General features: G+C 66.0%; 20 protein-coding genes and 7 tRNA genes. 10 read left to right on the top strand and 17 right to left on the bottom strand.

The annotated features are described in order from the left end of the window. Window positions 1-18: 18 nt before the first annotated feature. The 13 genes from IB223_RS06205 to IB223_RS06145 all read right to left on the bottom strand — a co-directional run bounded on the left by IB223_RS06205 (window position 19) and on the right by IB223_RS06145 (window position 10,090). Window positions 19-1,995, bottom strand: coding sequence for a peptidyl-prolyl cis-trans isomerase (locus IB223_RS06205; RefSeq protein ID WP_192200746.1), 1,977 nt, complete (start codon window positions 1,993-1,995; stop codon window positions 19-21). A gap of 166 nt (window positions 1,996-2,161) precedes the next feature. After that, window positions 2,162-2,238, bottom strand: a tRNA-Asp gene (locus IB223_RS06200). Window positions 2,239-2,322: 84 nt separating this feature from the next. Continuing rightward, window positions 2,323-2,397: transfer RNA gene (locus tag IB223_RS06195), tRNA-Val, on the bottom strand. A 38-nt stretch (window positions 2,398-2,435) separates the two neighbouring features. Beyond that, complete coding sequence (locus IB223_RS06190; protein ID WP_343227171.1) at window positions 2,436-2,741, bottom strand: HU family DNA-binding protein; 306 nt, start codon at window positions 2,739-2,741, stop codon at window positions 2,436-2,438. Window positions 2,742-2,925: 184 nt separating this feature from the next. Continuing rightward, entirely contained in the window at window positions 2,926-5,382 is a 2,457-nt protein-coding gene (lon, locus tag IB223_RS06185; RefSeq protein ID WP_192200745.1) for an endopeptidase La, read from the bottom strand. Between the two features lie 184 nt (window positions 5,383-5,566). Further along, entirely contained in the window at window positions 5,567-6,850 is a 1,284-nt protein-coding gene (clpX, locus tag IB223_RS06180) for an ATP-dependent Clp protease ATP-binding subunit ClpX (RefSeq protein ID WP_142123981.1), read from the bottom strand. A 128-nt stretch (window positions 6,851-6,978) separates the two neighbouring features. After that, window positions 6,979-7,605: an ATP-dependent Clp endopeptidase proteolytic subunit ClpP gene (clpP, locus tag IB223_RS06175; protein WP_142123980.1), complete on the bottom strand. Its 627-nt coding sequence runs from the start codon at window positions 7,603-7,605 to the stop codon at window positions 6,979-6,981. A 76-nt stretch (window positions 7,606-7,681) separates the two neighbouring features. Continuing rightward, entirely contained in the window at window positions 7,682-8,974 is a 1,293-nt protein-coding gene (gene tig / locus IB223_RS06170; RefSeq protein WP_192200744.1) for a trigger factor, read from the bottom strand. Window positions 8,975-9,384: 410 nt separating this feature from the next. Beyond that, window positions 9,385-9,470 (bottom strand) — tRNA-Leu (locus IB223_RS06165). Window positions 9,471-9,617: 147 nt separating this feature from the next. Next, window positions 9,618-9,693: transfer RNA gene (locus IB223_RS06160), tRNA-Lys, on the bottom strand. Window positions 9,694-9,767: 74 nt separating this feature from the next. Beyond that, window positions 9,768-9,844: transfer RNA gene (locus IB223_RS06155), tRNA-His, on the bottom strand. A 36-nt stretch (window positions 9,845-9,880) separates the two neighbouring features. Further along, window positions 9,881-9,957 (bottom strand) — tRNA-Arg (locus tag IB223_RS06150). Between the two features lie 56 nt (window positions 9,958-10,013). Beyond that, window positions 10,014-10,090: transfer RNA gene (locus IB223_RS06145), tRNA-Pro, on the bottom strand. Between the two features lie 151 nt (window positions 10,091-10,241). Between IB223_RS06145 and IB223_RS06140 the strand changes: the two genes are divergently transcribed. Then, a complete protein-coding gene (locus tag IB223_RS06140; protein ID WP_192201267.1) occupies window positions 10,242-11,003 on the top strand; it encodes a Bax inhibitor-1/YccA family protein in 762 nt (253 codons plus the stop codon). A gap of 49 nt (window positions 11,004-11,052) precedes the next feature. On the opposite strand, the gene IB223_RS06135 is transcribed toward IB223_RS06140, so the two are convergent. The 4 genes from IB223_RS06135 to grxC all read right to left on the bottom strand — a co-directional run bounded on the left by IB223_RS06135 (window position 11,053) and on the right by grxC (window position 14,438). Next, entirely contained in the window at window positions 11,053-12,378 is a 1,326-nt protein-coding gene (locus tag IB223_RS06135) for a Na+/H+ antiporter NhaC family protein (protein ID WP_192200743.1), read from the bottom strand. A gap of 130 nt (window positions 12,379-12,508) precedes the next feature. After that, on the bottom strand, window positions 12,509-13,516 hold the full coding sequence (locus tag IB223_RS06130; protein ID WP_055941972.1) for an isocitrate dehydrogenase: 1,008 nt from the start codon (window positions 13,514-13,516) through the stop codon (window positions 12,509-12,511). Window positions 13,517-13,758: 242 nt separating this feature from the next. Continuing rightward, complete coding sequence (locus tag IB223_RS06125) at window positions 13,759-14,151, bottom strand: carboxymuconolactone decarboxylase family protein (protein WP_192200742.1); 393 nt, start codon at window positions 14,149-14,151, stop codon at window positions 13,759-13,761. Then, the gene (gene grxC, locus IB223_RS06120; protein WP_225590822.1) at window positions 14,148-14,438 is read right to left on the bottom strand and encodes a glutaredoxin 3; all 291 of its coding nucleotides are present in this window, start codon (window positions 14,436-14,438) and stop codon (window positions 14,148-14,150) included. The genes IB223_RS06125 and grxC overlap by 4 nt, the downstream gene beginning before the upstream one ends. A 188-nt stretch (window positions 14,439-14,626) precedes the next feature. On the opposite strand from grxC, the gene IB223_RS06115 reads away from it, so the two are divergent. The 9 genes from IB223_RS06115 to IB223_RS06075 all read left to right on the top strand — a co-directional run bounded on the left by IB223_RS06115 (window position 14,627) and on the right by IB223_RS06075 (window position 25,889). Beyond that, window positions 14,627-16,267 (top strand): M48 family metalloprotease, encoded by a 1,641-nt coding sequence (locus IB223_RS06115; RefSeq protein WP_192200740.1) that lies wholly within the window; start codon window positions 14,627-14,629, stop codon window positions 16,265-16,267. Between the two features lie 99 nt (window positions 16,268-16,366). Next, complete coding sequence (gene phoB / locus IB223_RS06110; RefSeq protein ID WP_142123972.1) at window positions 16,367-17,056, top strand: phosphate regulon transcriptional regulator PhoB; 690 nt, start codon at window positions 16,367-16,369, stop codon at window positions 17,054-17,056. 302 nt (window positions 17,057-17,358) lie between these two features. Beyond that, entirely contained in the window at window positions 17,359-18,699 is a 1,341-nt protein-coding gene (phoR, locus tag IB223_RS06105) for a phosphate regulon sensor histidine kinase PhoR (RefSeq protein WP_192200739.1), read from the top strand. Beyond that, window positions 18,696-20,783, top strand: coding sequence for a polyphosphate kinase 1 (gene ppk1 / locus IB223_RS06100; RefSeq protein ID WP_192200738.1), 2,088 nt, complete (start codon window positions 18,696-18,698; stop codon window positions 20,781-20,783). The genes phoR and ppk1 overlap by 4 nt, the downstream gene beginning before the upstream one ends. 71 nt (window positions 20,784-20,854) lie before the next feature. Next, window positions 20,855-22,384, top strand: a complete 1,530-nt coding sequence (gene ppx / locus IB223_RS06095) for an exopolyphosphatase (protein ID WP_337730157.1) — start codon at window positions 20,855-20,857, stop codon at window positions 22,382-22,384. Between the two features lie 165 nt (window positions 22,385-22,549). Beyond that, window positions 22,550-23,806, top strand: a complete 1,257-nt coding sequence (locus IB223_RS06090; RefSeq protein WP_192200737.1) for an EAL domain-containing protein — start codon at window positions 22,550-22,552, stop codon at window positions 23,804-23,806. A gap of 52 nt (window positions 23,807-23,858) precedes the next feature. Further along, complete coding sequence (locus IB223_RS06085; RefSeq protein ID WP_192200736.1) at window positions 23,859-24,827, top strand: aldo/keto reductase; 969 nt, start codon at window positions 23,859-23,861, stop codon at window positions 24,825-24,827. Between the two features lie 97 nt (window positions 24,828-24,924). Then, window positions 24,925-25,302, top strand: a complete 378-nt coding sequence (locus IB223_RS06080; RefSeq protein ID WP_343227144.1) for a GFA family protein — start codon at window positions 24,925-24,927, stop codon at window positions 25,300-25,302. Window positions 25,303-25,505: 203 nt separating this feature from the next. Further along, window positions 25,506-25,889 (top strand): YbjQ family protein, encoded by a 384-nt coding sequence (locus IB223_RS06075; protein ID WP_192201264.1) that lies wholly within the window; start codon window positions 25,506-25,508, stop codon window positions 25,887-25,889. Window position 25,890 lies beyond the last annotated feature (1 nt).

Here is a 25,890-nt window from a genome sequence, read left to right as displayed (position 1 = left end):
TCGCGAGGGGTGCCCGGCTCAGAGCCGGTCTTCGAACACTTCGACCTTGAAACGCTTGCGCAGTGCATCGACGTACGCCTGTGTCGCTACGCCGCCGTTCAACTGCGTCATCTGCTGCTGCATCGTCGCGCGCTCTTCGGGCGGCATGTCGGCAATCGCACCCTCCGTCACCTTGTTGACGGTGAAGATGGCGTAAGCGCCATCACCCAGCGCCACCTTGCCAGCCGTCGCCTTGCCTTCCGCCGGGCGCGCCGCCGCGAAGATCGCTTCGTTCGCCTCGGCCGTCGGCATCGGCATGCCCCGACGCAGGCCGGGCAGCTCGTTGTAGCGCAGGCCATCGGCCGCAGCGATCGTCGCGAGCGACTCACCCTTCTGCACGCGTGCGACCAGCGCGTCCGCAGCCGCCTGGGCCGCCTTCTCGCGGCGGTCGGCACGGATGGCGAGCACGACGGCGTCGCGCGCCTTGTCCATCGGCAACGCCTGTTCGGGCGTGTGCTGGGCGACCCGGATGACAACGCTGTGGTTGGGCGCGATCTCGATCGGATCGCTGATGGTGCCGTCCTGGACCAGCGTGTCCGAGAAGGCGGCACGCAACACAGCCGGTACGGTCGCGATGCCCAGGGGATCGGTGCGGGAGAACGGGCCGACTTTCTGCAGCGGCAGCCCTGTCGCCTGCGCCGCCGGGGCGAGCGCGGTCGGATTCTTCAGGGTTTCATTGACCACGCGGCCCGCCAGGTCGTTGAACGCGCGATCGCGCTCGCCGCTGGCTTCTTCCGCCGCCAGTTCCTCGCGCACCTCCTCGAAGCTGCGGCCGGTACCGCCCGTGACCTGCTTCAACTGCAGCACGTGGTAACCGAAGTCGCTCTTCACCGGCCCACGGATCTCACCGGCCTGCATGGCGAACGCGGCGTCCTCGAAGGGTTTCACCATCGAGCCGTCTTTCGCGAACGGCGGCAGCTCGCCCCCCATGTCCTTCGAGCCCGGGTCTTCCGAATTGGCGCGCGCCAGTGCCGCGAAGTCGGCGCCCTCACGCGCCTGCTTGGCCAGCGCAGCGGCTTTTTCTTCCGCCTTCTTCTGCGTGGCGGCATCGGCGTTCGCGTCAGCCGCGATCAGGATGTGGGCGACCACGCGCTGCTCGGGCGAAACGAAACGCGACTTCTCGGCGTCGTAGCGCTTGCGCAACGCAGCCTCGTCGGCGGTGGCGGTGACCGGCAGCGCGGCACCATTGATTTCCAGATACTCCAGCGAGACCTGCTCCGGCTGCTTGAAGTCGTCCTTGTGCCCGTCGTACCAGGCCTTGATATCCGCATCGCTGACGGGCGTGGCGTCCTCCGCGGCCGGCGGCAACAGGGCAATGCCAATGTCGCGCGTTTCGCCCAGCAGCTTCCACATGCGCTCCTGTTCGCCCTCGGTGACGAAATCGGAATCGCTGATCGCCTGGGGCACCAGCATCATGCGCAGCCGTTCGCGCTGGTCTTCCTGGAACTTCAGCGGGGAGATCGCAGGTATCTGCGACGACAGCAGCATCTGGTACTGCTCCTGGCTGAACTTGCCGTCGATCTGGAACGCGGGCTCGCTCAGGATCATCTTCTGCACGGCTGCATCGCCCACGACGATACCGGCGCGCTTGGACGCCAGCGCCAGCACCTTCTGGTCGATCAGTTGCTCGAGCACCTTGCGCTTGTTGTCGACACTCTCGAACTCGCGCGGATCGAACGCCTCACCCTGCGCCTGTCGCTGCTGTTGGCGCGCCTGCTCGAATGCGGCACGGAATTCATCCTGGGTGACTTCCTCGCGCTGCCACAGCATCGAAGCCGGCCACCATTGGGGTGCCGACTCCCACCACGTCGGCGGCGCTTCGACCAGGGCAACGTCGCTGGCGGTGCCACCGGTCATGTACTCGTTCACGCCGACGAAGGCGAACGGAATGATCAGCAGACCCAGGATCAGGCTGGCGACCCAGCCGGAAGTTTTGTCGCGGAGTTTCTGCAGCATGTGTGCACGGGGCTCGGATTCTTTCAGCCGCGAAGTTTAGCGTGCCGGGACAACGGCGTCTCGCCACCTGGCGGATCCCGCCGCCGGGGAGCAGCTTCCCGGCCACACTGCGGCGTGACACGTACAGAAAGCAGAAAGCCCGCTTTCGCGGGCTTTCCGGGTGTAATGGCGGAGTGGACGGGACTCGAACCCGCGACCTCCGGCGTGACAGGCCAGCATTCTAACCGACTGAACTACCACTCCGCGCTGAGACAAACATTGTAAGACGATTTACGCGGTTTCCGCTAGACCGTCCTGCAAATTTTTTAACCTTGCATCGCCCCGAGGTGGTGGGTGCTGAGGGTTTCGAACCCCCGACCCTCTCCGTGTAAGGGAGACGCTCTACCGCTGAGCTAAGCACCCCAGGTGCATCACGCACCCTGCCATCGGCAGCGAGTCGATTAGTTTACGGCATCCTTCAGGGCTTTGCCAGCCTTGAAGGCCGGGTTCTTGGAAGCCTTGATCTTGATGGTATCGCCGGTCTTCGGGTTGCGGCCCGTGCGCGCTGCGCGCTTGCGGACCTGGAAGGTGCCGAAGCCGACCAGCGTCACGGTGTCGCCCTTCTTGAGGGCCTTGGTGATGCTGGAGATGACGGCGTCGACCGCACGGCCAGCTTCGGCCTTGGACACTTCGGCTTCGTCGGCGACGGCATCAATCAATTCGGTTTTGTTCATTGAGTAACTCCCTTTGCGGCACAACCGCGGAATGAGTAACCGGGACCTCTGGGCTCGCTCGCCTCACGGGAACCGGTCGTTATATCCACGCACAGTGAGGCGTCGCCCCGTGTGCGCGGGTGACGCCGTTATACCAGTGCAAAAAATGCCACGCAAGCCGAAAACCCAGCAATGACGCGGGTTTCGGGGCGATTCCAGCCGCCATCCGTCACATCGTTCAATGCTTCACGCCCGGTTGTTGCGACCCTTTGTCGCTTTCCTTCTCCGCCGTCGGCACCGTGCGCTCGCCTCCACCATCGGCGGGTATCGGGGCCAGCGGACGTTCCAGCGCCAAGTCCAGCACTTCGTCGATCCACTTCACCGGCACGATCTTCATGCCCTCTGTGACGTTGGCGGGGATATCCGCGAGGTCCTTCTTGTTCTCGTCAGGAATGATCACGGTGGTGATGCCGCCACGCAGGGCTGCGAGCAACTTTTCCTTCAGCCCACCGATCGCGGTGACACGTCCCCGCAGCGTGATCTCGCCGGTCATGGCGACGTTGGCGCGAACCGGATTCTTCGTCAGCGCAGACACCAGCGCGGTCGCCATCGCGATGCCGGCGCTGGGTCCGTCCTTCGGCGTGGCGCCATCCGGCACGTGCAGGTGCACGTCGTGCTTCTGCAGGAATTCCGCATCCACACCCAGGCTGGCCGCACGACTGCGCACCACCGACAAGGCGGCGGAACCGGACTCCTTCATCACGTCGCCCAGCTGGCCGGTCAGCATCATGCCGCCCTTGCCGGGCACCAGCGCAACCTCGATCTGCAGCAGATCGCCACCGACTTCGGTCCACGCCAGACCGGTCACCAGACCGACCTCGCTCTGCTCCTCCGCGCGCCCGAAATCGTAGCGACGCACGCCGGAATACTTCTCCAGGTTCTTCGAGCCGACCTGCACGGTGGCCGCCTTCGCCGTCTTCTTCTTTGCCAGCGCCTTGGCGCCGCCCAGTGCGATCTCCTTCACTACCTTGCGGCAGATCTTGGCGACTTCGCGCTCCAGGTTGCGCACGCCCGACTCGCGGGTGTAGTAGCGGACCAGGTCGCGGATCGCGCTTTCGGCGATCTTCAGCTCGTCCGCCTTCAGGCCGTTGGCCTTTAGCTGCTTCGGAACAAGGTAGCGCTGCGCGATGTTGACCTTCTCATCCTCGGTGTATCCCGGGATGCGGATCACTTCCATGCGGTCCAGCAAGGGACCCGGAATGTTCAACGAATTGGAGGTGGCGACGAACATCACCTCGGACAGATCAAGATCCACTTCCAGGTAATGATCGTTGAATGCGTTGTTCTGCTCGGGATCGAGCACCTCCAGCAGGGCCGACGAGGGATCGCCGCGGAAGTCCATCGACATCTTGTCGATCTCGTCCAGCACGAACAACGGATTCTTGCTGCCGGTCTTGTTGAGGTTCTGCACGATGCGGCCCGGCATCGAACCCACGTAGGTGCGGCGATGTCCACGGATCTCTGCCTCGTCGCGCACGCCACCCAGCGACATGCGGACGAACTTGCGGTTCGTCGCCTTCGCGATGCTCTGCCCAAGCGAGGTCTTGCCCACGCCCGGGGGCCCCACGAGGCACAGGATCGGTCCGCGCAGCTTCTTCACCCGCGACTGCACCGCGAGGTACTCGAGGATGCGTTCCTTGACCTTCTCCAGACCGTAGTGGTCGGCGTCCAAGGTGTCCTGTGCGACCTTCAGGTCCTTGCGGACCTTGGTGCGCTTGTTCCACGGCACGCCCAGCACCCAGTCCAGGTAGTTGCGCACGACGGCGGCTTCCGCCGACATCGGCGACATCTGCTTGAGCTTGTTGAGCTCGTTGCGCGCCTTGGTCTCCACCGGCTTGGGCATGCCCGCCTCGGCGATCCGTCGCGCCAGGTCCTCCAGTTCGTTGGGCGCTTCGTCGAGCTCGCCCAGTTCCTTCTGGATGGCCTTCATCTGTTCGTTGAGGTAGTACTCGCGCTGGCTCTTCTCCATCTGCGACTTCACGCGACCGCGGATGCGCTTCTCCAGTTGCTGCACGTCGATCTCGCCGTCGACGAAACCGACCAGCAGCTCGAGCCGTTCACCGACTTCAATCGTCTCCAGCAAACGCTGCTTGTCGCTGAGGCGGACGCCCAGGTGCGCGGCGATGGTATCGGCCAGCCGACTGGGTTCGTCGATGCCTGCCAGCGTCTGCAGCAGTTCGGGCGGCAGCTTGCGGTTGGTCTTCACGTACTGCTCGAACAGGCCCATCAGCGAACGCGCAACCGCCTCGATCTCGCGCGGCTCACGCCCGTCGGTGGAGTCGATCTCCTCGCCTTGCCCGTACAGCGCGCCATCGCGTTCGTCCACGTTGGAGACGCTGATGCGCGACGTGCCTTCGACCAGCACCTTGATCGTGCCGTCGGGCAGCTTCAGCAATTGCAGCACCTGTGCCAGGGTGCCGACCGTGTACAGGTCGGCGGCAGCGGGATCGTCGGTTTCCGCGGACTTCTGCGCGAGCAGGATGATGCGTTTGTCGGCCTCCATCGCCTGTTCCAGCGCACGCATGGATTTGTCGCGCCCGACGAACAGCGGGATGACCATGTGCGGAAACACCACCACGTCGCGTAGCGGCAGGACCGGCAGGTCGAGGGTTTCAGTCTGGGGATGGCGGGGCATGGGGGCTCCAGCGAAGTGCGGAATACGGGGGTGTCGAAACACCAATGGGGCCGTTATGGGGCCATCGGCATCGGGATGCAATAGCGGGCCTGAAACCGCAACAAAAGCAGTGGGTTGGAATCGACTCGCGAAAAATGAACAGGCGCCACGAGGGCGCCTGTCGTCGACCGCATCACGGGGCCGATCACTCGGCCGCCGCGACCTTCGGTGCGGGCGGATTCTGGTAGATCAGATACGGCTCGGACTTGTGCTCGATGACGGACTCGTCCACGACCACCTTGCTGACGTTTTCCAGCGAAGGCAGTTCGTACATCGTATCCAGCAGCACCGATTCGACGATGGTACGCAAGCCTCGGGCACCGGTCTTGCGCTTGAGCGCCTTGCGGGCGATGGCAGACAGGGCGTCCGCGCGGAACTCCAGTTCCACGCCTTCCATTTCGAACAGCTTCTTGAACTGCTTGGTGATGGCGTTCTTCGGCTCGGTCAGGATCTTGACCAGCGCGGTCTCGTCCAGTTCCTCCAGCGTCGCGACCACCGGCAGGCGGCCCACGAACTCGGGAATCAGGCCGAACTTGATCAGGTCTTCCGGCTCGACCTCCGACAGCACCTTGCCGATTTCCGACTTCTTCTCGGAACTCTTCACCTTGGCGCCGAACCCGATGCCGCCGGCCTCGGTGCTGCGCTGCTGGATGATCTTGTCCAGGCCGGCGAACGCGCCCCCGCAGATGAACAGGATGTTCTTGGTGTCGACCTGCAGGAATTCCTGCTGCGGATGCTTGCGCCCGCCCTGCGGCGGCACGCTGGCGACCGTGCCCTCGATCAGCTTGAGCAGCGCCTGCTGCACGCCCTCACCCGAGACGTCTCGGGTGATCGACGGGTTCTCGCTCTTGCGCGAGATCTTGTCGATCTCGTCGATGTACACAATGCCCTGCTGCGCCTTATCGACGTCGTAGTCGCACTTCTGCAGCAGCTTCTGGATGATGTTCTCCACGTCCTCGCCCACGTAACCGGCCTCGGTCAGCGTGGTGGCGTCGGCGATGGTGAACGGCACGTTGAGCAGACGCGCCAGCGTCTCGGCCAGCAGCGTCTTGCCCGAACCGGTCGGGCCGGCCAGCAGGATGTTCGACTTGGCCAGTTCGACCTCATCGTTCTTGCTGCGGCTCTCGATGCGCTTGTAATGGTTGTAGACCGCCACCGCCAGCGTGCGCTTGGCACGGTTCTGGCCGATCACGTACTGATCCAGGACTTCGAGGATCTCGCGCGGCTTGGGCAGGTGGCTACGGGCCGACTGCGCCTTCTCCTCCAGCTCCTCGCGGATGATGTCGTTGCACAGCTCCACGCATTCATCGCAGATGAACACGCTGGGACCCGCGATCAGCTTGCGCACCTCGTGCTGGCTCTTGCCGCAGAACGAGCAGTACAGGATTTTGGTGCTGTCGCCGGAACGGCCCTGACGATCTTCGCTCATGCTGGTAATACTCGGTCGCTCAACCTGCCCTCGGGGGCTTGCGGTCGGAGAATAGCACACGGCCCCGGCGTGTCAGCCGGGTCCGTGAACAGGGGGATTCGTGCCGTAAAAGCGGGCAATCCGGGGTATCAGGCCGACTGGATGGAGTCGTCGGGGCGACGTTCCAGCACCTGGTCGACCAGTCCGTAGGCCTGGGCATCGGCCGCGCTCTTGAAGTTGTCGCGCTCCGTGTCGCGCTCGATCGTCTCCAGCGACTGCCCGGTGTGCTTGGCCAGGATTTCATTCAACCGGGCACGCAGGGTCAGGATCTCGCGGGCATGGATGTCGATGTCCGTAGCCTGGCCCTGGAAGCCGCCCAGCGGCTGGTGGATCATCACGCGCGAGTTCGGCAGCGCATACCGCTTGCCCTTAGCGCCGGATGCCAACAGCAGCGCACCCATGCTGGCCGCCTGGCCCACGCAGATGGTGCTGACGTCAGGCTTGATGTACTGCATGGTGTCGTAGATCGCCATGCCCGCCGTCACCACGCCGCCCGGCGAGTTGATGTACAGGCTGATGTCCTTCTCGGGATTTTCCGCTTCGAGGAAGAGCATCTGGGCCACGATGACGTTCGCCACGTGGTCGTCCACGCCGCCGACCAGAAAGATGACGCGTTCCTTCAGAAGGCGGGAATAGATGTCGTAGGCGCGCTCGCCGCGGCTGGTCTGTTCGACCACCATCGGCACCAGGTTTAGGGCTTGGGTTTGGATGCTCATTCGGTTCTCGCGCCTGTCGTTCGTGGGAAGGTCCGGCCTAGGATAGCCGGACCTTCTGTCCGGACGGGTGCCCGGCTCAGTTGCGGATGGCTTCCTGGAAGGAAAGCGTCTGCTCGGTGTGCTGGGCGCGCTCGGCGATCCAGTCGATCACCTGCTCTTCCATTACACGACCCTGCAGACTGTTCATCAGTTGGGGATCGTTGCGGTACAACTCAATGACCTGCTCCGGCTCCTCGTAGGTCGAGGCGATCAGACGCAACGTCTCGTTCAGGCGCTTGGAGTCCAGGCGCAGCTGGTTGCGGCGGGCCACCTCGCCCACCAGCAGGCCAACCAGCACGCGCTTGCGCGCCGCATCCAGGAAGCCCTCGTAGGCGTTGTCGGGGACCTGCACCTGCTGGCCCTGGCGGCGGGCCTGCTCGGCCGCCTGCTGGACCATCACGCGCGCCTCGTTCTCGACCAGGCGCGGCGGCATTTCCACGTGCGAGTAGACGGCGATCAGCTGCTCACCGACCTCGCGGCGCAGACGGGTCATCAGGGCGCCCTTGAGCTCGCGCTCCAGGTTGCTGCGGATATCCGCCCGGAACTGCTCGGCGTCGCCGCTCTTCACGCCGAAGCTGCGGATGAACTCGCGGTCCACCTCAGGCAGCACCGACTCGGCCACTTCGGTGACCTTGACGTGCACGTCGACCTGCTTGCCGGCCAGCGGCGGCACGCGCCAGTCGGCGGGGAAAGTGACCGACACCGTCTTTTCGTCGCCCTTTGCCAGGCCCACGAGCGCCTGCTCGATCTCGCCGAACATCACGCCCGACCCGATCAGCGTGGCACCCTTCTCGATGCCCTCCGCCGGCATGCGCTCGTCACCGGCCTGCGACCAGGTCTCCAGCGCCACGCGATCGCCTTCCTTTGCGCCGCGTTCGACGACCTGGAAGGTGCGCCGCTGCATGCGCAGGTTGTCGACCATCTGGTCGATGTCGGCGTCGGTCACTTCGGCGGCGTGGCGGATCACGGTCAGCTTGGCGACGTCGACGTCGCCGAAGTCCGGCACAACTTCGAACGTGGCCACGAAATCCAGTTCGCCCTCGCCCTGCTTCTCGATGCGCGGATTGCCGGCCAGCTGCAGTTCCTGTTCACGCACGGCATTGTTGAACGTCTCACGCAGCAGGCCATCGAGGGCCTCGGCGCGGACCTGGTCGCCATAACGCTGCTCGATGACCTTGGCCGGCACCTTGCCGGGGCGGAAGCCCTTGATGCGCGCGGTGCGCGACAGTTCGCGCAGGCGACCGCCGATGTGGGTGTCCAGGCGCTCAGCCGGCAGGCTGAAGCTCATGCGGCGTTCGAGGTTGCCGACCGATTCGACCGAAACTTGCATACTCACTGACTCCTGCGGCCACGGCACAGCCGGGGCGATGTTGATAATCCGGGACGCCTGGGGCAAGCGCGCAAGGCCCGCCCGGCGGAACTTGATAGTTTCGCTGATTCCGGGGCGGGCTGCCAGCGGGGCGGGCGTTTCGGGGAGGAGGCACGGCCGGTCCAGGCACAGGACTTCCGGCGCCACGCCCGGCCCCGGGGGCCTCGACGAGCGTGATGGGGCCCGTCGCTGGAGCTTCACCAAGGAGTTTTCCAACGGCAGGGATGGCCGCCGGCTCATCATCGGCGTACGTCAGGACGCATGGCGCCGTGCCCTCTTCGGCGCCCCGCACCGGGATCACCCGCTCACGAAGCAGCCCGCTCACCGCCCTGGCATGTTCACGACCGTACTTTCCGGCCTACGGCGGGGCGTGGTGCGAAAGGAGGGACTCGAACCCTCACGGGGGTTACCCGCTGGAACCTAAATCCAGTGCGTCTACCAATTCCGCCACTTTCGCAAGGCCTGGCGATTGTACCCGTGAGCCGGCCGGGGCCGGAAGAAGACAGGCGACTGTCGACACTATCCGCCGGCATCCACCGACCCACGCCAAGGTGAATCGTCACGCAAAGAAAAACGCCCGGCGTGAGCCGGGCGTTTTCGGGTTTGGTGGGCCGTCAAGGATTCGAACCTTGGACCTATTGATTAAGAGTCAACTGCTCTACCAACTGAGCTAACGGCCCCGAAAAACTGGCTGCGTAGTGTAACCGCATCTTCTTTTTCTGTGAACCCCCGCAGTGCGGAGATCCTCGATCAGTGGGGTGGCTGAGGGGACTCGAACCCCCGACATCTGGAATCACAATCCAGTACTCTAACCAGCTGAGCTACAGCCACCACTGAAACCTGCATCCTTCCGGATCGCACCGGAAGTGGCGCGCCCGACAGGACTCGAACCTGTAACCGCCGGCTTAGAAGGCCGGTGCTCTATCCGGTTGAGCTACGGGCGCCCGGTCCGGATTGTCGCATCCCCGTCATGCCGGAACACACTGGCACTGCATCAGACTGGTCGGGGTAGAGGGATTCGAACCCCCGACCCTCTGCTCCCAAAGCAGATGCGCTACCAGACTGCGCTATACCCCGACGAGGGTCCCGGCATGGCGTCTGGACGCCAACGAGGTCGCGTATTGTCTGAACCTGCGGCCCTGCTGTCAAACGAAACCTGATGTTCCTTCGCTTGCGATATGCTCAGGCGCTGGGGACAGACGTCCGGCAACCACATGAGGGAACGATGATGCGCAGCGGCAATCCGGCATTGAAGGAATCCACCTTCCTCGACCTTGGCAGCGGAGCGGTCGTCTCGCGCGACGGCGAGGCGATGACGCTCAACGGCACCATCAACAAGACCGGCATCCTGTTGTTGCTGACCGTGCTGACGGCGGCGTTCTCGTGGAACCAGGCCCTCGGCCCGGACGGCCTGCCCGCCCCCGGCTTCGCGGTGTACATGTGGGGTGGTGCCATCGGTGGCCTGGTGCTGGCACTGATCACCGTCTTCAAGAAGACCTGGTCGCCCGTCACCGCGCCGCTGTATGCGCTGGTCGAAGGGTTTTTCCTGGGTGCGATCTCTGCGGTGTACAACGCGCAGTTCGGCGGGATCGTGATGCAGGCGGTGATGCTGACCTTCGGCATCCTGTTCGCATTGTTGTTCGCCTACCGCAGCGGCCTGATCAAGGCCACGGAGAACTTCAAGCTGGGCGTGGTGGCGGCCACCGGCGGCATCGCACTCGTCTACCTGGCGAGCATCGCGCTGGGCTTCTTCGGCATCAAGATCCCGCTGATCCACGAGTCCGGCCTGGTCGGCATCGGCTTCAGCCTGTTCGTCGTCGTCATCGCCTCGCTGAACCTGGTGCTGGATTTCGACTTCATCGAGACCGGCGTCGAGCAGGGCGCGCCGAAGTACATGGAGTGGTATGGCGCGTTCGGCCTGATGGTCACGCTGGTGTGGCTGTACCTGGAACTGCTGCGCCTGCTGTCGAAGCTCCAATCGCGCGACTGAACCGTCACGACGATCGCGAAAGAAAGGGCGCCTCGGCGCCCTTTCTTTTTCACCCTGGCGTCGGCGCCGCGTGCCGGCGGCGTCGTGATGGCCACACCATGAACAGCACGGTCACGCCCGCCAGCAGCCAGCAATAGTGCACCTTGCCCATCAGGGCCAACGGCGACAGCCCCGCCAGCGAGGCGGCCAACAGGATCTGAGCGCCGTACGGCAGCAGGCTCTGGACGATGCAGACGAAGATATCGAGCACGCTGGCCGCGCGCGCAGGCGGTACGTCGTGGCGTTCGGCGATGTCGCGCGCCACGCCACCGCTGATCAGGATGGCCACGGTGTTGTTGGCGGTGAACACGTCCGTCAGCGAGGCCAGTGCGGCAATGCACCACTCGCCGGTGCGGCGCCCGGTATTGCCGCGTGCGATGCGCGTGATCTGCCGTGCCAGCCAGTCCAGCCCGCCGCTCGCCTTCATCAACGCGCCGAGTCCGCCGATGAACAGGGCCAGCAGAGTGATCTCCACGACGCCCTCGAAGCCGGCATAGATGTCATCGGCGAATGTCGGCAGTGTGTAATCCGCCGGACCGAACCACGCGCCGAACAGGCCCGCCACCACCAGCCCGATGGCCAGCACCACCAGTACGTCCAGACCGGTGATCGCAAGCGCCAGCACCAGCACGTACGGCAGCACCAGCCAGGCGGAGACCGGCTCGGACGCCTCCACGGGCGACGCATCCCCCACGACCGCCAGCACCACCAGCGTCAGCAGGGCGGCAGGCAGCGCGATCTTCACGTTTTCGCGGAATTTGTCCCGCACCGTGCAGCCCTGCGTTCGCGCCGCCGCGATCGCGGTGTCCGAGATCACCGACAGGTTGTCGCCGAACGTGGCGCCGCCCAGCACGGCGCCCACCACCAGCGCGCGGTCGATGCCGGCAGCATCGGACACGCCCAGCGCAATCGGCGTGACGGCGGCGATGGTGCCCATCGACGTGCCCACCGCCAGCGACAGGAAGCCTGCCACGAGGAACAGCCCGGGCAGGATCAATGCGGGCGGCAGCGCGCCCAGGCCCAGAGCGACCACCGCATCGACGGCACCGATCTGCTTGGTCACCATGGCGAAGGCGCCTGCCAGCAGGAAGATCAAGCACATCAGGATGATGTTGCTGTCGCCGATGCCCTGCAGCAGCGTGTCCATCGCCTTGATCCCGGCCCGGTGCGCGATCCACAGCCCCAGTGCGATCGCGGGAAGGATCGCCACCGGCGCGTGCAGGCGGTAGAAGCCCATCGCATCGCCCTGTTCGGTGTAGTACAGGCCGGCGCCGAAGAACAGCGCGAGGAACAGCAGCAGCGGGGTCAGCGCGAGCGCGCTGGGACGGACGGACATGGCAGGGCCTTCTGCGTGGGGCCGCGGATTGTGCGTGCCGCCAGCCTAGCGTCCAACCCCATGGATGGGACATACGCAAACAAAAACGGGACGCTGTGCGTCCCGTTCCCGTCCCGCCTGGCGGAACCGCTCAGACGCGACTGGCGATCGCCTTGGCGAACGACATGGTGGTGCCCTCGCCGCCCAGGTCCGGGGTCAGCGAATCCTTGGCTTCCAGCGTGGCGATGATCGCCGCGCGCAGGCGCTCGGCCTTCTCCGGCTGGCCCAGGTGGTCCAGCATCTGGGCCGCGCCCAGCAGCAGCGCGCAGGGATTGGCCACGCCCTTGCCGGCGATGTCCGGCGCGGAGCCATGCACGGCCTCGAAGATCGCGGCGTCGACGCCGATGTTCGCACCCGGTGCCAGACCCAGGCCGCCGACCAGACCGGCGCACAGGTCGGAAATGATGTCGCCGAACAGGTTGGTGGTGACGATGATGTCGAACTGCTCCGGACGCATCACCAGCTGCATGCAGGTGTTGTCCACGATCATCTCGTTGGTCTGGATCTCGGGGTACAGCGCGGCCACTTCGCGCGCGACCTTCAGGAACAGGCCCGAGGTGGTCTTCAGGATGTTGGCCTTGTGGACGATGGTGACCTTCTTGCGGCCGGTCTTGCGGGCCAGGTCGTAGGCGTAACGCACGATGCGCTCGGAACCCTTGCGGGTGATCTTCTGCGTCAGCAGGGCGGTTTCGCCGTCTTCCGAGATCGACTGGCCTTCACCGATGTACGCGCCCTCGGTGTTCTCGCGCACCGTGATCAGGTCGACGCCGGTCGGGAAGCGCGACTTGGTGTTCGGGAACGACTTGGCCGGGCGCACGTTGGCGTACAGGTCGAAATGGCGGCGCAGCGCGACATTGATCGAGCTGAAGCCCTCGCCCACCGGCGTGGTCAGCGGGCTCTTCAACGCCACGCCGTTCTTGCGGATCGAATCCAGGGTGGCCTGCGGCAGCAGGTCGCCGTGCTTTTCCAGCGCGACCAGGCCGGCATCGGCTTCTTCGTAGGTCAGGCCGACCTTCATCACGTCGAGCACGTGCAGGGTGGCGTCCATGATCTCCGGGCCGATACCGTCGCCGCGGATGACCGTAATCGTCTGAGTCATTTGAGTGGTGTTTCCGAACAGGGGCGCGCGCTGGCCGGGGGCCGGCGCGGACGTAGAGGGGAAGATCTGTGCGCGCCATTATGCCCGAGGCCCCCTCGGGGGCCCAAATCGACGATGGTCGGAGGCATTGTCGAGATCCAGTCGGATCCCAGCGTGCGCCGGGATGACGGGATTGGGATGAACGGACTGCACGAAGGCAGCCGAGGTACTCAGGGAGCCTGTGCCCTGTCCCTGCCCCAGCCTCAGTGGTCGTGCGCCGACGGCGCGTCAGCCTGCCCGCCTTCCAGCTGGTCGAGGAAATCCACCGCCCGGCGCAGGTGCGGGATGACGATGGAGCCGCCCACCACCAGGCCCACCGAGAACGTCTCGAAGAATTCCTCGCGCGTGACGCCGGCCTCCTTGCACTGGGCGACGTGGTAGCTGATGCAGTCGTCGCAACGCAGCACCATCGAAGCCACCAGGCCCAGCAGTTCCTTCGTCTTCACGTCCAGCGCGCCTGCCTGGTAGGTCTGCGTGTCCAAGGCGAAGAAGCGGCGGACGACCTGGTTGGGTTCATCCAGGATGCGCTTGTTCATCCGCTGCCGGAACTCGGTGAATGCCTTCACGCGGTCCTGGCTGTCGTCGGCCGCGCTCATGCCGCCTCCCCTGCGAGCAGGGCTTCCAGCTTGCCTGCACGGTGCAGCGCGATCATGTCGTCGTAGCCGCCCACATGGGTTTCGCCGATGAATATCTGAGGCACGCTGGTGCGCCTGGCCTTGGCGATCATCTTCTCGCGTGCGTCCGCGTCAAGGTCGATGCGTACTTCCGTCCAGGTCTGGCCCTTGCTCTTGAGGAAGTTCTTCGCCGCCACGCAGTAAGGGCAGATGGCGGTACTGTAGAGGGTGATCTCGGGGGCGGGGGCGCCTTGCGGGGTGTCGCTCAAGGGAGTTCTCCGGAACGAAAGGGACGTGCTGTGGTCCCAGCCAATATCGGGTCGACGGGGTCGGGTTACAGCCGGCGACATGGAACAGTGCGGACCGGTACTGGTCCGGTTAACCACGTATTCACTCGCCCGGATCAGCGACCCGTCATCCTGATCGAGACCCCCATTATCCGCCACGGAGCTCCCGTTTGCGTCCCATCCTGCTTGCCACTGCCCTGACCCTGGCCCTCGCGGCGCCGCTGGCAGCCTCCCAGGACAGCCGCCTGCCGGATATCGGCTCATCCGCGGGCGAACTGCTCACCCCGGCGCGTCAGGCCGAGTACGGCGGCATGATGCTGCGCGAACTCCGCAACTACGGGTACCTGCTGGAAGACCCGCTGATCACGGACTGGCTGCAGACCGTGGGCAGCCGGCTGGGCGCCGACAGCGACAACCCGCAGCAGGCGTACACGTTCTTCATGATGCGCGACCGGCAGATCAATGCCTTCGCCACGCTGGGCGGCTACATCGGCATGAATGCCGGCCTGGTGCTGACGGCGGATCGCGAAGACGAGATGGCGGCGGTGCTCTCCCACGAAATCGCCCATGTGACCCAGCAACATGTGCTGCGCGGCGTGGAGCGGGCGCAACGCGACCAGGTTCCGATCCTGCTGGGCATGCTGGGCGCCATCGTGCTGGCCCAGGCGGCGGGCGGAAGTTCCAGCGGCGATGCCTCCCAGGCGGCGATCGCTTCGGCCATGGGCCTGATGCAGCAGCGCCAGATCGACTACACCCGCTCCAACGAATCCGAGGCCGACCGCGTCGGCATCCGCACCCTGTCCCGCGCCGGCTACGACATCGACGCCATGGCCGGCTTCTTCGCCAAACTCCAGCAGGCCACCCGCGCCAGCCGCGGCAGCGGGCGCGAACAGGTGCCGGACTACCTGCAGACCCACCCGGTCACCACCACGCGCATCAGCGAAGCCCGCCAGCGCGCCGACCAGTTGCGTGGCGACCAGATCACCGCGACCACCCGCGTTCCCGGTGGCGAGCACGTTGAACGCTTCGACCGGCGAGGCGTGACGCTGCCGGAGTCGCGTAGCGACAACCCGTTGCTGCCTATCCCTGTGACCCTGCCCTCCCAGGTTTTCCAGCGTGGCGACACCGGCCAGTTCGACTGGGCGCGCGAACGCCTGCGGGCACTCAGCGCCAGCACGCCCTCTGCCGCCGTACGGGAGTACGAAACGCTGCGCCGGCAGGCCGGCAAGCCGTTGACGGCACCCCAGCGCTACGGACTGGCCATCGCCCACCTGCAGGGCGGCGACAGCAGAACCGCGTTGACGGAAATGCGCCGCCTGGACGACGAACATCCCGACAACCTCTGGATAACGCTGGCACTGGGCGAGGCGGAATCGCGCACCGGCGATCCGGCGGCGGCGAACCGTCGCTTCGACGCCTTGCTGCAACGACTTCCGCAGAACCGCCCGGCGGTCCTGACCTATGCGAAGGTGTTGAACGAGCAAGGGGGACGCGAAGCCGGGCAGCGCTCGCAAGCCATCCTGCGCCCGTTGATGGCGCGCGCGGGCGACGACCCGGTGTTCCAGCAGCATTTCGCCAGGGCCAACGAACTGGCGGGCGATACCGCCCGTGCCGGCGAAGCCTACGCAGAGGCCGCCTACCTGAATGGCCGGCCGGAGCAGGCATTGATCCAGCTGCAGAATCTCAAGAACCAGGGCGACCTGGATTTCTACGCACGCGCCAGGATCGATGCCCGCATCGCCACCATCACCCCGGAAGTGCTCGAACTGCGCCGCCAGGGCATCCGCGACCCCGACGTCGAGCGCCGTTGACCCCCATCCGGCGCGCCTTGTGACAGTCCGACGGCGTGTCATGTAAACGTCATAAAATTGTCGTCTACTGGCACGGTCCCCCTCGCCCCCGGATTTTGCGTGCAGAAGCACATCCTGATCGTTGACGATGAGCCCGCCATCCGCGACATGGTGGCGTTCGCCCTCCGCAAGGGCGAATACGAGCCCATCCATGCCGGCGACGCCCGTGAGGCGCAGAACGCCATCGCCGACCGCGTGCCGGACCTGATCCTGCTGGACTGGATGCTGCCCGGCACCAGCGGGCTGGAACTGGCCCGCCGCTGGCGCAAGGACGCGATGACCCGCGACGTGCCCATCATCATGCTCACCGCCCGTGGCGAAGAAAACGATCGCGTGGGCGGCCTGGAAGCCGGCGTCGACGACTACGTGGTCAAGCCATTCTCCGCACGCGAACTTCTGGCCCGCATCCGCGCGGTAATGCGCCGCTCGCGCGACGATGACGAAGACGGCAGCGTCGCGGTCGGCAACCTGCGTATCGACGGCGCCGCCCACCGCGTGTTCGCCGGTGACACGCCGGTCGCCATCGGACCCACCGAGTACCGCCTGCTGCACTTCTTCATGACCCACCCCGAGCGCGTCTACTCGCGCACGCAGCTGCTGGACCACGTCTGGGGCGGCAGCGTGTACGTCGAGGAACGCACGGTGGACGTGCATATCCGGCGCCTGCGCAAGACGCTTGAACCGCACGGCCTGGAGAACATGGTGCAGACCGTGCGCGGTTCCGGTTACCGCTTCTCGGCCTCGATGTGACGATTCCGGCAGGTCCGGCCATGAGGTCTAGATGCACCATTCCCCTCGCTGGGGGGATGTGAGGAAGACCACCACTCCCTTCCGTCATCGCGGCGCACGCCGGGATCCCTTTTTCGTTTGCCGTCGTTCTTGCCTTGGAATGTCGCAAACGGAGCCAGGAGCGACATGGATCCCAGCGGGCACCGGGATGACAACGACAGGACGGACGCAAACAGCATTGCGAGCCGGCACCCCTTCCCGGACTCCCGCTTCCTTCCCTCCCCCAATCCCTCCTGTCATACACATCTGCCTACAATCGCCCCATGCCCCATGACATCCGTTCCGCCTGGTTCAAGACGCTCGGCCAGTTGGCGCTGATCCTGGCGCTGGCCGTGGTGGTGGGCCTGCTGGTTGGCCAGGTGTGGCCGATCGTGACCATCGCCGCGCTGGGCGTGGTCGTGTGGCACTACTGGCGCCTGCGCAAGGTGCTGCTGCGCCTGACCGCACGCCAGCGACTGGAGCCGGCGCAAGGCAGGGGGGTGTGGAACGAGCTGGATCGCCTGCTGTTCCGTGGCCAGGCCGAAATGCGTACCCGCAAGCGCCGCCTGCTCGACATGCTGCGCGCGTATCGCGCCGCCGCCGCCGCCCTGCCGGATGCCGTCGTGGTGGTGGAACGCAACAGCCAGCGCGTGCAGTGGTTCAACAAGGCCGCCACGAGCCTGCTCGGTCTGCAGTACCCGACGGACATCGGCGCCCCGGTCGGTGATCGCCTGCAGCCGCTGCCGATGTCGCACTGGCTGGCCGCCGGCCGAAATGCCGAACCGATGCTGGATGCAGCATCGCCGGTCGATCCGAATCTGCGCCTCAACCTGCGCCTGATCCCGTATTCCGACGAGTACTGGCTGCTGGTCGCACGCGATGTCAGCAAGATGCTGCGGCTCGAGCAGATGCGCCGCGACTTCGTGGCCAATGTCTCGCACGAGCTGCGCACGCCGCTGACCGTGGTGCATGGCTACCTGGACATGCTGGAACCCACCGAGTATCCAGACTGGGCGCCGATGCTGAGCGAAATGCAGAAGCAATCGCAGCGGATGACCCAGCTGGTCGAAGACCTGCTCACGCTCTCGCGCCTCGAGGCGCAGGACAGCCTGCCCGACGAGAATGTCGCGATGGCGCCCATGCTGGCCACCCTGCGCCGTGAAGCCGAAGCGCTCAGCCAGCGCCGCCACACGATCGTCATCCAGGACGAAGCGCCCCTGGACCTGTCCGGCTCCAACAAGGAACTGCACAGCGCGTTCTCCAACCTGGTCAGCAATGCGGTGCGCTACACGCCTGCCGGCGGCACCATCACCGTGCGTTTCGCGCGCGAAGGCGACGGCGCCATGCTCAGCGTGCGCGACACCGGCTACGGCATTCCCTCCTCGCACCTGCCGCGCATCACCGAACGCTTCTACCGCGTCTCCACCAGCCGCTCGCGCGAAAGCGGCGGCACCGGCCTGGGCCTGTCCATCGTCAAGCACGTGCTCAACCTGCATCAGGCGCGCCTGGAGATCGAGAGCGAGGTCGGCCAAGGCAGCACGTTCTCCGTGCACTTCGGCGCCGAACGCGTGGAGCCACGCCTCGACGCCCCCCACCCCATCATCACGGACAGCCAGACCGCATGAACGCCGCCCTGGATACGACGCCCGCCCCCGCGACCGGCGAAGACGCACTGCGCGACCCCTCGCTGTACCTCAACCGCGAACTGTCGCAGCTGGACTTCAACTTCCGCGTCCTGGCGCAGGCGCAGGATCCGTCGGTGCCACTGTTGGAGCGCCTGCGCTTCCTGTGCATCTCATGCACCAACCTGGACGAGTTCTTCGAGATCCGCGCGGCCACCGTGCGGCATGCGCTGGACTTCGGCCTGCCCCCCGGCGCCGATGGCATGAGTCCGGCCACCGTGCTCAACAAGATCCACGACCGCGCCGCCGAGCTGGTGGATGCCCAGTACAAGTGCTGGAACGACGTGCTGCGCCCCGGCCTGGCCGAAGCCGGCGTGCGCGTGTTCGGTCGCGACAGCTGGAACGCGCGCCAGAAACGCTGGCTGCGCGCCTACTTCCGCAACGAGATCATGCCGGTGCTGTCGCCGCTGGGCCTGGACCCGGCGCACCCCTTCCCCAAGATCCTCAACAAGTCGCTCAACATCGTGGTGGTGCTGAAGGGCAAGGATGCGTTCGGCCGCGCCGGCCACCTGGCCATCGTGCGCGCGCCGCGCTCGCTGCCGCGCATCATCCACCTGCCGCAGCGCGTGTCCGGTGGCGAGAACGATTTCGTGCTGCTTTCGTCGGTGCTGTCGGTGTTCGTGGACGAACTGTTCCCCGGCATGGAGGTCAAGGGCTCCTACCAGTTCCGCGTGACCCGCAACTCCGAAGTCGTGGTCGACGAAGAGGAAGTGGAGAACCTGGCGCTGGCGCTGCGCGATGAACTGGTCGGTCGCGGCTACCGGCCGGCCGTGCGGCTGGAGATCGCGCACGACTGCCCCAAGCCCATCGTGCGGCAGCTGCTGCAGAACTTCGCCCTGCCCGACAACGCGGTGTACCCGATCAACGGGCCGGTCAACCTCAATCGCGTGATCCAGGTCTACGACCTGGTGCAGCGTCCGGAACTGAAGTACCCCGCGTTCACCCCGCGCACGCTGCGCGACAGCGATGCGATCTTCGAGAAGGTGGCCGACGGCGACGTGCTGCTGCACCATCCGTTCGATTCGTTCGCGGCCGTGCTCGAGGTGGTCAAGCAGGCCGCTGTCGATCCGGAGGTGCTGGCCATCAAGCAGACGCTGTACCGCACCGGCAAGGACTCGGCGCTCGTCGAGGCACTGGTGCAGGCCGCGCGCAACGGCAAGGACGTCACCGTCGTGGTCGAACTGCGCGCGCGCTTCGACGAGGACGCCAACCTCGGCGTCGCGGACAAGCTGCAGGAAGCCGGCGCGCAGGTCGTCTATGGCGTGGTGGGCTACAAGACCCACGCCAAGATGCTGCTGATCGTGCGTCGCGAAGGCCGCAAGCTGCGCCGATACGTGCACCTGGGCACAGGCAACTACCACAGCGGCACGGCGCGCGCGTATACCGACATCGGCCTGCTCACCAGCGACCCGGACATCGGCAGCGACGTGCACCTGCTGTTCCAGCAGCTGTCGGGCCTCGCCCCCACCACCAAGCTCAAACGCCTGCTGCAGTCGCCGTTCACCCTGCACCCGGGGCTGATCAGGAAGATCGAACGCGAGGCGAAGCTGGCCCGGGCCGGCAAGCCCGCCCGCATCATCGCCAAGATCAATGCGATCAACGAACCCCGCATCATCCGCGCCCTGTATGCCGCATCGCAGGCGGGCGTGCGGATCGACCTGATCGTGCGCGGTGCGTGTGCCCTGCGTCCTGGCGTGCCCGGCATTTCGGACAACATCCGCGTGCGCTCCATCGTCGGGCGCTTCCTCGAGCACAGCCGCATCTACTGGTTCGGCAACGACGGCGCGCCCGAACTGTATTGCGCCAGCGCCGACTGGCTGGAGCGCAACCTGCTGCACCGGGTGGAGACCTGCTTCCCGATCCTCGACAAGGAGCTCGCCGCGCGCGTGTTCAAGGATGGCCTGCAGAATTACCTGGACGACAACTGCAATGCGTGGGAACTGCAGGCGGACGGGAGTTACCTCAAGCTGTCGCCGGGCGAGGAAGCGCCGCACTCCGCGCAGGGCACCCTGCTGGCGAAGGTGTGATGCGACGCTGCGACCCTGCGTCGCAGCATCGCGCTGACACATTGCGTGCCCGCACCCGTTAAACTGATCGCATGGCGCCCCTGACCTCTTCCACCTCCCCGCCGCTCCAGGACGGGGACCTGCTGGCCGCGATCGACCTGGGTTCCAACAGCTTCCACATGGTGGTCGCGCGATCACTGCTGGGACAGCTGCGCGTGGTGGACCGGCTGCGCGAGACCGTGCGGATGGCGGATGGCCTGGATGGCAAGGGCGGACTGTCCGCTGCGGCCCGCCAGCGCGCCCTCGACTGCCTGTCGCGTTTCGGCCAGCGCATCCGCGACATCCCCGGCACGCGCGTGCGTGCACTGGCCACCAATACCGTGCGGCAACTGCGCGACCCGCAGGATTTCCTGGTCGCCGCGGAAGCCGCGCTCGGCAAACCCATCGAAGTGGTCTCGGGCCGCGAAGAAGCGCGCCTCATCTACCTTGGCGTCGCGCACGCGCAGCCGCCGAAGTCCAATCAGCGCCGGCTGGTGATCGACATCGGCGGCGGCTCGACGGAATTCATCATCGGCCGCGGCTTCGAGACGCTGGAACGCGAAAGCCTGCAGGCGGGCTGCATCGCCAGCACGCGACGCTTCTTTCCCGGCGGCAAGCTGTCGCGCAAGCGCTGGAAGGAAGCCCTGACCGAAATCGGCGCCGAGTTCCAGCAGTTCGCCGGCCTGTACCGCAACCTGGGCTGGCAGGAAGCCATCGGCTCGTCCGGCACCAACAAGGCCATCGGCGACATCTGCGCGGCGATGAAGCTGACCAAGGGCGCGGTGACCGCCGAGGCCCTGCCACAGGTGCGCGACCGCCTGTTGCAGGCCGACCGCATCGAAGACATCGACCTGCCCGGCCTGTCCAGTGACCGTCGGCCGATCATCGCCGGCGGCGTGCTGGTGCTGGAGGCGGCGTTCGAGGCGTTGGGACTGCAGCGCCTGATGGTCAGCAAGGCCGCCATGCGCGAAGGCATCCTGTTCGACATGCTGGGCCGCGGCAGCGACAACGATCCGCGCGATCTTTCCACGGCGGCGCTGATGCAGCGCTACGGCATCGACGAATTCCAGGCCGCGCGCGTGGAAGCCACCGCGATGCGCCTGTTCGAGCAGGTGGAACAGCGCTGGAGCCTGGACGACGACGATGCGCGGATGCTCGGCTGGGCCGCGCGCCTGCATGAGATCGGCCTGGCCATCGCACACAGCCAGTACCACGTGCACGGCGCCTACCTGCTGGAGCATTCCGATATCGAGGGCTTCTCGCGCCAGGAGCAGCAGGTGTTGTCCGCACTGGTCCGCACCCACCGCCGCGGCGTACCCAAGACGGCCTTCGATGCCCTGCCCGACCGCCTGCTGCTGAGCGCCAAGCGCAAGGCCGCGCTGCTGCGGCTGGCGGTGCTGCTGCACCGCTCGCATGATGCGGAGGCCATCCCGCGCCTGGACCTGACCGCCAACGGCGACCGTCTCGACCTGGTGGTCAGCAAGAAGTGGATCGACTCGCGCCCCCTGCTCCGCTCCGACCTGGTCGGCGAACCCGAAGACATGCAGGGTCTGGGCGTGGCGTTCAAGCCCTTCGTGGCGTGAACGGCCCACGCCCCCTCTAGTGTGACTTGAGGTTACACTCGGACCCGCCCCGGATTCAGGCGTGGCCCATCCCTTTTCCCCCACGCCATCCTCCCCGTCCGCCCCTGCGGCGGGAGCCGGTCCGACGGCCATGATTCGTCGCGTACGTGCATTCAGGAGGAAGCCGTGATCGATCGAAGCAATCCCGAGGCGCCCTTGTCCGACGCCTGGCTGGAGGGCGGCCCGGGGGCCGTGTCCATCAGCCGCAACGTGGACCGCCTGCTGGATGCCGTCCGCCGCCATCTCGACATGGACGTGGCCTTCGTCAGCGAGTTCCACGGCCGTCATCGCGTCTTCCGTCATGTCGCCACGCGGCTCGACCGCGCGCCCATCCTGCCCGGCGACTCCAGTCCACTCGACGAGGGCTACTGCATGCGGGTGGTCGAAGGCAGCATCCCGCAGCTGATTCCCGACACCGCCGCCATCCCGCTGCTCGAGCACCTGCCCGAAACGCGCACCGTGCCGATCGGCGCGCACATCAGTGTCCCCATCCAACTGCGCGACGGGCGCGTGTACGGTACTTTCTGCTGTTTCAGCCTGTCGTCCAACCTTTCGCTGGGCCAGCGCGACCTGCACATGATGCGCGCCTTCGCCGACCTGCTTGCCTACCAGATCGACGGCGACCTGGATGCCGTGCAGGAACACGAGGCGAAGGTGGAGCGCATCACCTCGGTGCTGGAACTGGGCCAGCCGCACATGGTGTACCAGCCCATCTACCGCAGCAGCACGCGCCGCATCATCGGCGTGGAATGCCTCTCGCGCTTCGACCTGGAACCCCGCCGCACGCCGGACGTGTGGTTCGCCGAAGCCAGCGAGATCGGCCTGGGCGTGCGCCTGGAACTCAACGCCATCCTGTCGGCACTGGATGGCCTCCGCCATGTCCATGGCGACTTCTACGTGGCGCTGAACGTTTCGCCGCAGACGATCATCAGTGGCGGCATCGACGGCTACATCGACGACCTGGACCCGCATCGCGTGGTACTGGAAATCACCGAGCATTCGCTGGTCGAAGACTACAAGCTGCTCAACGAGCGCCTGGTGCCGCTCCGCGAGGCCGGCGTGCGCGTGGCGGTGGACGATGCCGGTGCCGGCTACGCCAGCATGCGGCACGTGCTGGCCATCCATCCGGACATCATCAAGCTCGACCTCAGCCTCACCCGCGACATCGACACCGATTCACCACGGCGTGCGCTGGCCGCGGCGCTGATCGAGTTCGCCCGTCAGACGCAGTCCCGCGTGATCGCCGAAGGCGTGGAGACCGCCTCGGAACTGGCCGCCCTGCAGGCGCTCGGCGTGGATGACGTGCAGGGCTATTACCTGGCGCGACCGCTGGAGGTCGAGGCGCTGGCGCAGAAGCTCATGGCCGAACGCCAGCGCAACTGAACCACCGGGCCGCTCTGGCATGATGCCGCCTCCTCCCCTGCGCACGCACATGATGAAGACCTTCCTCCTCGCCGACGACACCCCGGTTTCGCGCATCGCCTACGGCTGCATGCAGCTGAGCCGCGCGTGGGACAGCACGCCGGTGACCGCCGATGAACGCCGCCAGGCACAGCGCCTGGTCGAAACCGCACTGGCCCATGGCATCACCCTGTTCGACCATGCCGACATCTATGCGCGTGGCAAGTCCGAGCAGGTGTTCGGCGACGTGCTGCGCGCCTCGCCCGGCCTGCGCCAGCGCATGGTGCTGCAGTCGAAGTGCGGTATCCGCTTCGCCGACGATCCGGCAGGCTCACCGGGACGTTACGACTTCAGCCAGGCCCACATCGTGGCCTCCGTCGAGCGCAGCCTGTCGCGACTGGGTGTGGAGCATCTCGACATGCTGCTGCTGCACCGCCCGGATGCGCTGGTGGAGCCGGAGGAGGTCGCGCGTGCATTCGACGCGCTGCATGCCACCGGCAAGGTGCGCCATTTCGGCGTGAGCAACCACACAGCCGGACAGATCGCACTGCTGCGCAGGCATGTGCGGCAGCCGCTGGTTGCCAACCAGGTGGAGGTGAGCCTGCTGCACCATCACCTGATCGACGACGGCGTGGTGGCCAACACCACCGGCCATGCCTACGCGGCAGCGGCCGGCACGCTGGACTACTGTCGCCTGCACGGTATCCGCGTGCAGGCGTGGTCGCCGCTGGCGGGCGGCAAGTTCGCGACTGCTTCGGAGTTCGCCGATCCGGTGGTCCGCAACACTTCGACCCTGCTTCGCCAACTGGCGGAAGAAAAAGATGTCACCCCGGAGGCCATCCAGCTTGCGTGGCTGCTGCGCCACCCCGCCGGCATCCAACCCATCGTCGGCACCACCGACCCGGTTCGCCTGGCAACGTGCTGCGCAGCCGACAGCGTCGAGCTGAGCCGGGAAGACTGGTACGCATTGTTCACCGCGGCGCGCGGCGAACGCGTGCCCTGAGGCAGTCCCTGGCCCCACCTGTCTACCCGCAGCAGTCCGCGCTTATGATGCCGCATCACGGCGGACCCGCCGGCCAGCCGACAAAGAGAGCGCAGCGGTGATCACTCAGCAGACCGTCAAGGGAACCTGCCATTGCAAGGCCGTCGAGTTCGAGGTTGACCTGATCAACGGCCACGAGAACATACGCCGTTGCAACTGCTCCATGTGCAGTCGCCGGGGCGCCATCATGGCGGGCGTCACCGTGGACCGGTTGCGCGTCACGCGTGGCGAGGACAAGCTCAGCCTGTACCAGTGGAACACGAAGATCGCCAGGCATTATTTCTGCAGCGTCTGCGGCATCTACACGCATCACCAGCGCCGCAGCGTCCCGACGGAATACGGCTACAACCTGGCGTGCATCGAGGGGATCGATTTCGCGACCATCGGCGAGATAGGCGCCAGCAATGGTGCGGCGCAATCGCTGGTTTCACCCTGACATTGCTCCCAGATCCTCGCCGGAAGGCAGTCCATGACGTGACCGGGATGTTCGGCATCCGTGGCAGATCGATACGCATGCATCATTTGATGGGTCGACGGGGATCTCATGCTGGAAGGACCTGGACATGAGAGATGATGAACCTCGATCCTCTTGCCGCGACCTACGCCATCCGGCATCCGACACCACCACAGGCAGACCGCATGGCTGACCCCTACAACTCCCCGGCAGCGCGCCCGACGGCTTCACCTCTGAACGACACGATGGTCACCACGGCACTGGAACTGCCGGGCTACCGCATCGTCCGCAACCTGGGCCTGGTGCGGGGCATCACGGTACGGTCGCGCTCGATCGTCGGCAATTTCCTCGGCGGACTGCAGACGCTGTTCGGCGGCAACATCACCATCTACACCGAGCTGTGCGAACAGGCGCGCCACGAGACCTACCGCGACATGATGCAGCACGCCCGGCAACTGGGGGCCAACGCGATCATCGCCGTCCGCTACGACGCCACCGACGTGATGGCAGGCCTCACCGAAGTGCTGTGCTACGGCACGGCGGTGGTGGTCGAGCCGCACGACTGCTGAC

Source organism: Pseudoxanthomonas sp. PXM03, from assembly GCF_014852005.1.
Lineage (GTDB): Bacteria > Pseudomonadota > Gammaproteobacteria > Xanthomonadales > Xanthomonadaceae > Pseudoxanthomonas_A.
Note: the sequence above shows the minus strand (reverse complement) of the source record. Positions and strands in the feature narration are given on the sequence as shown.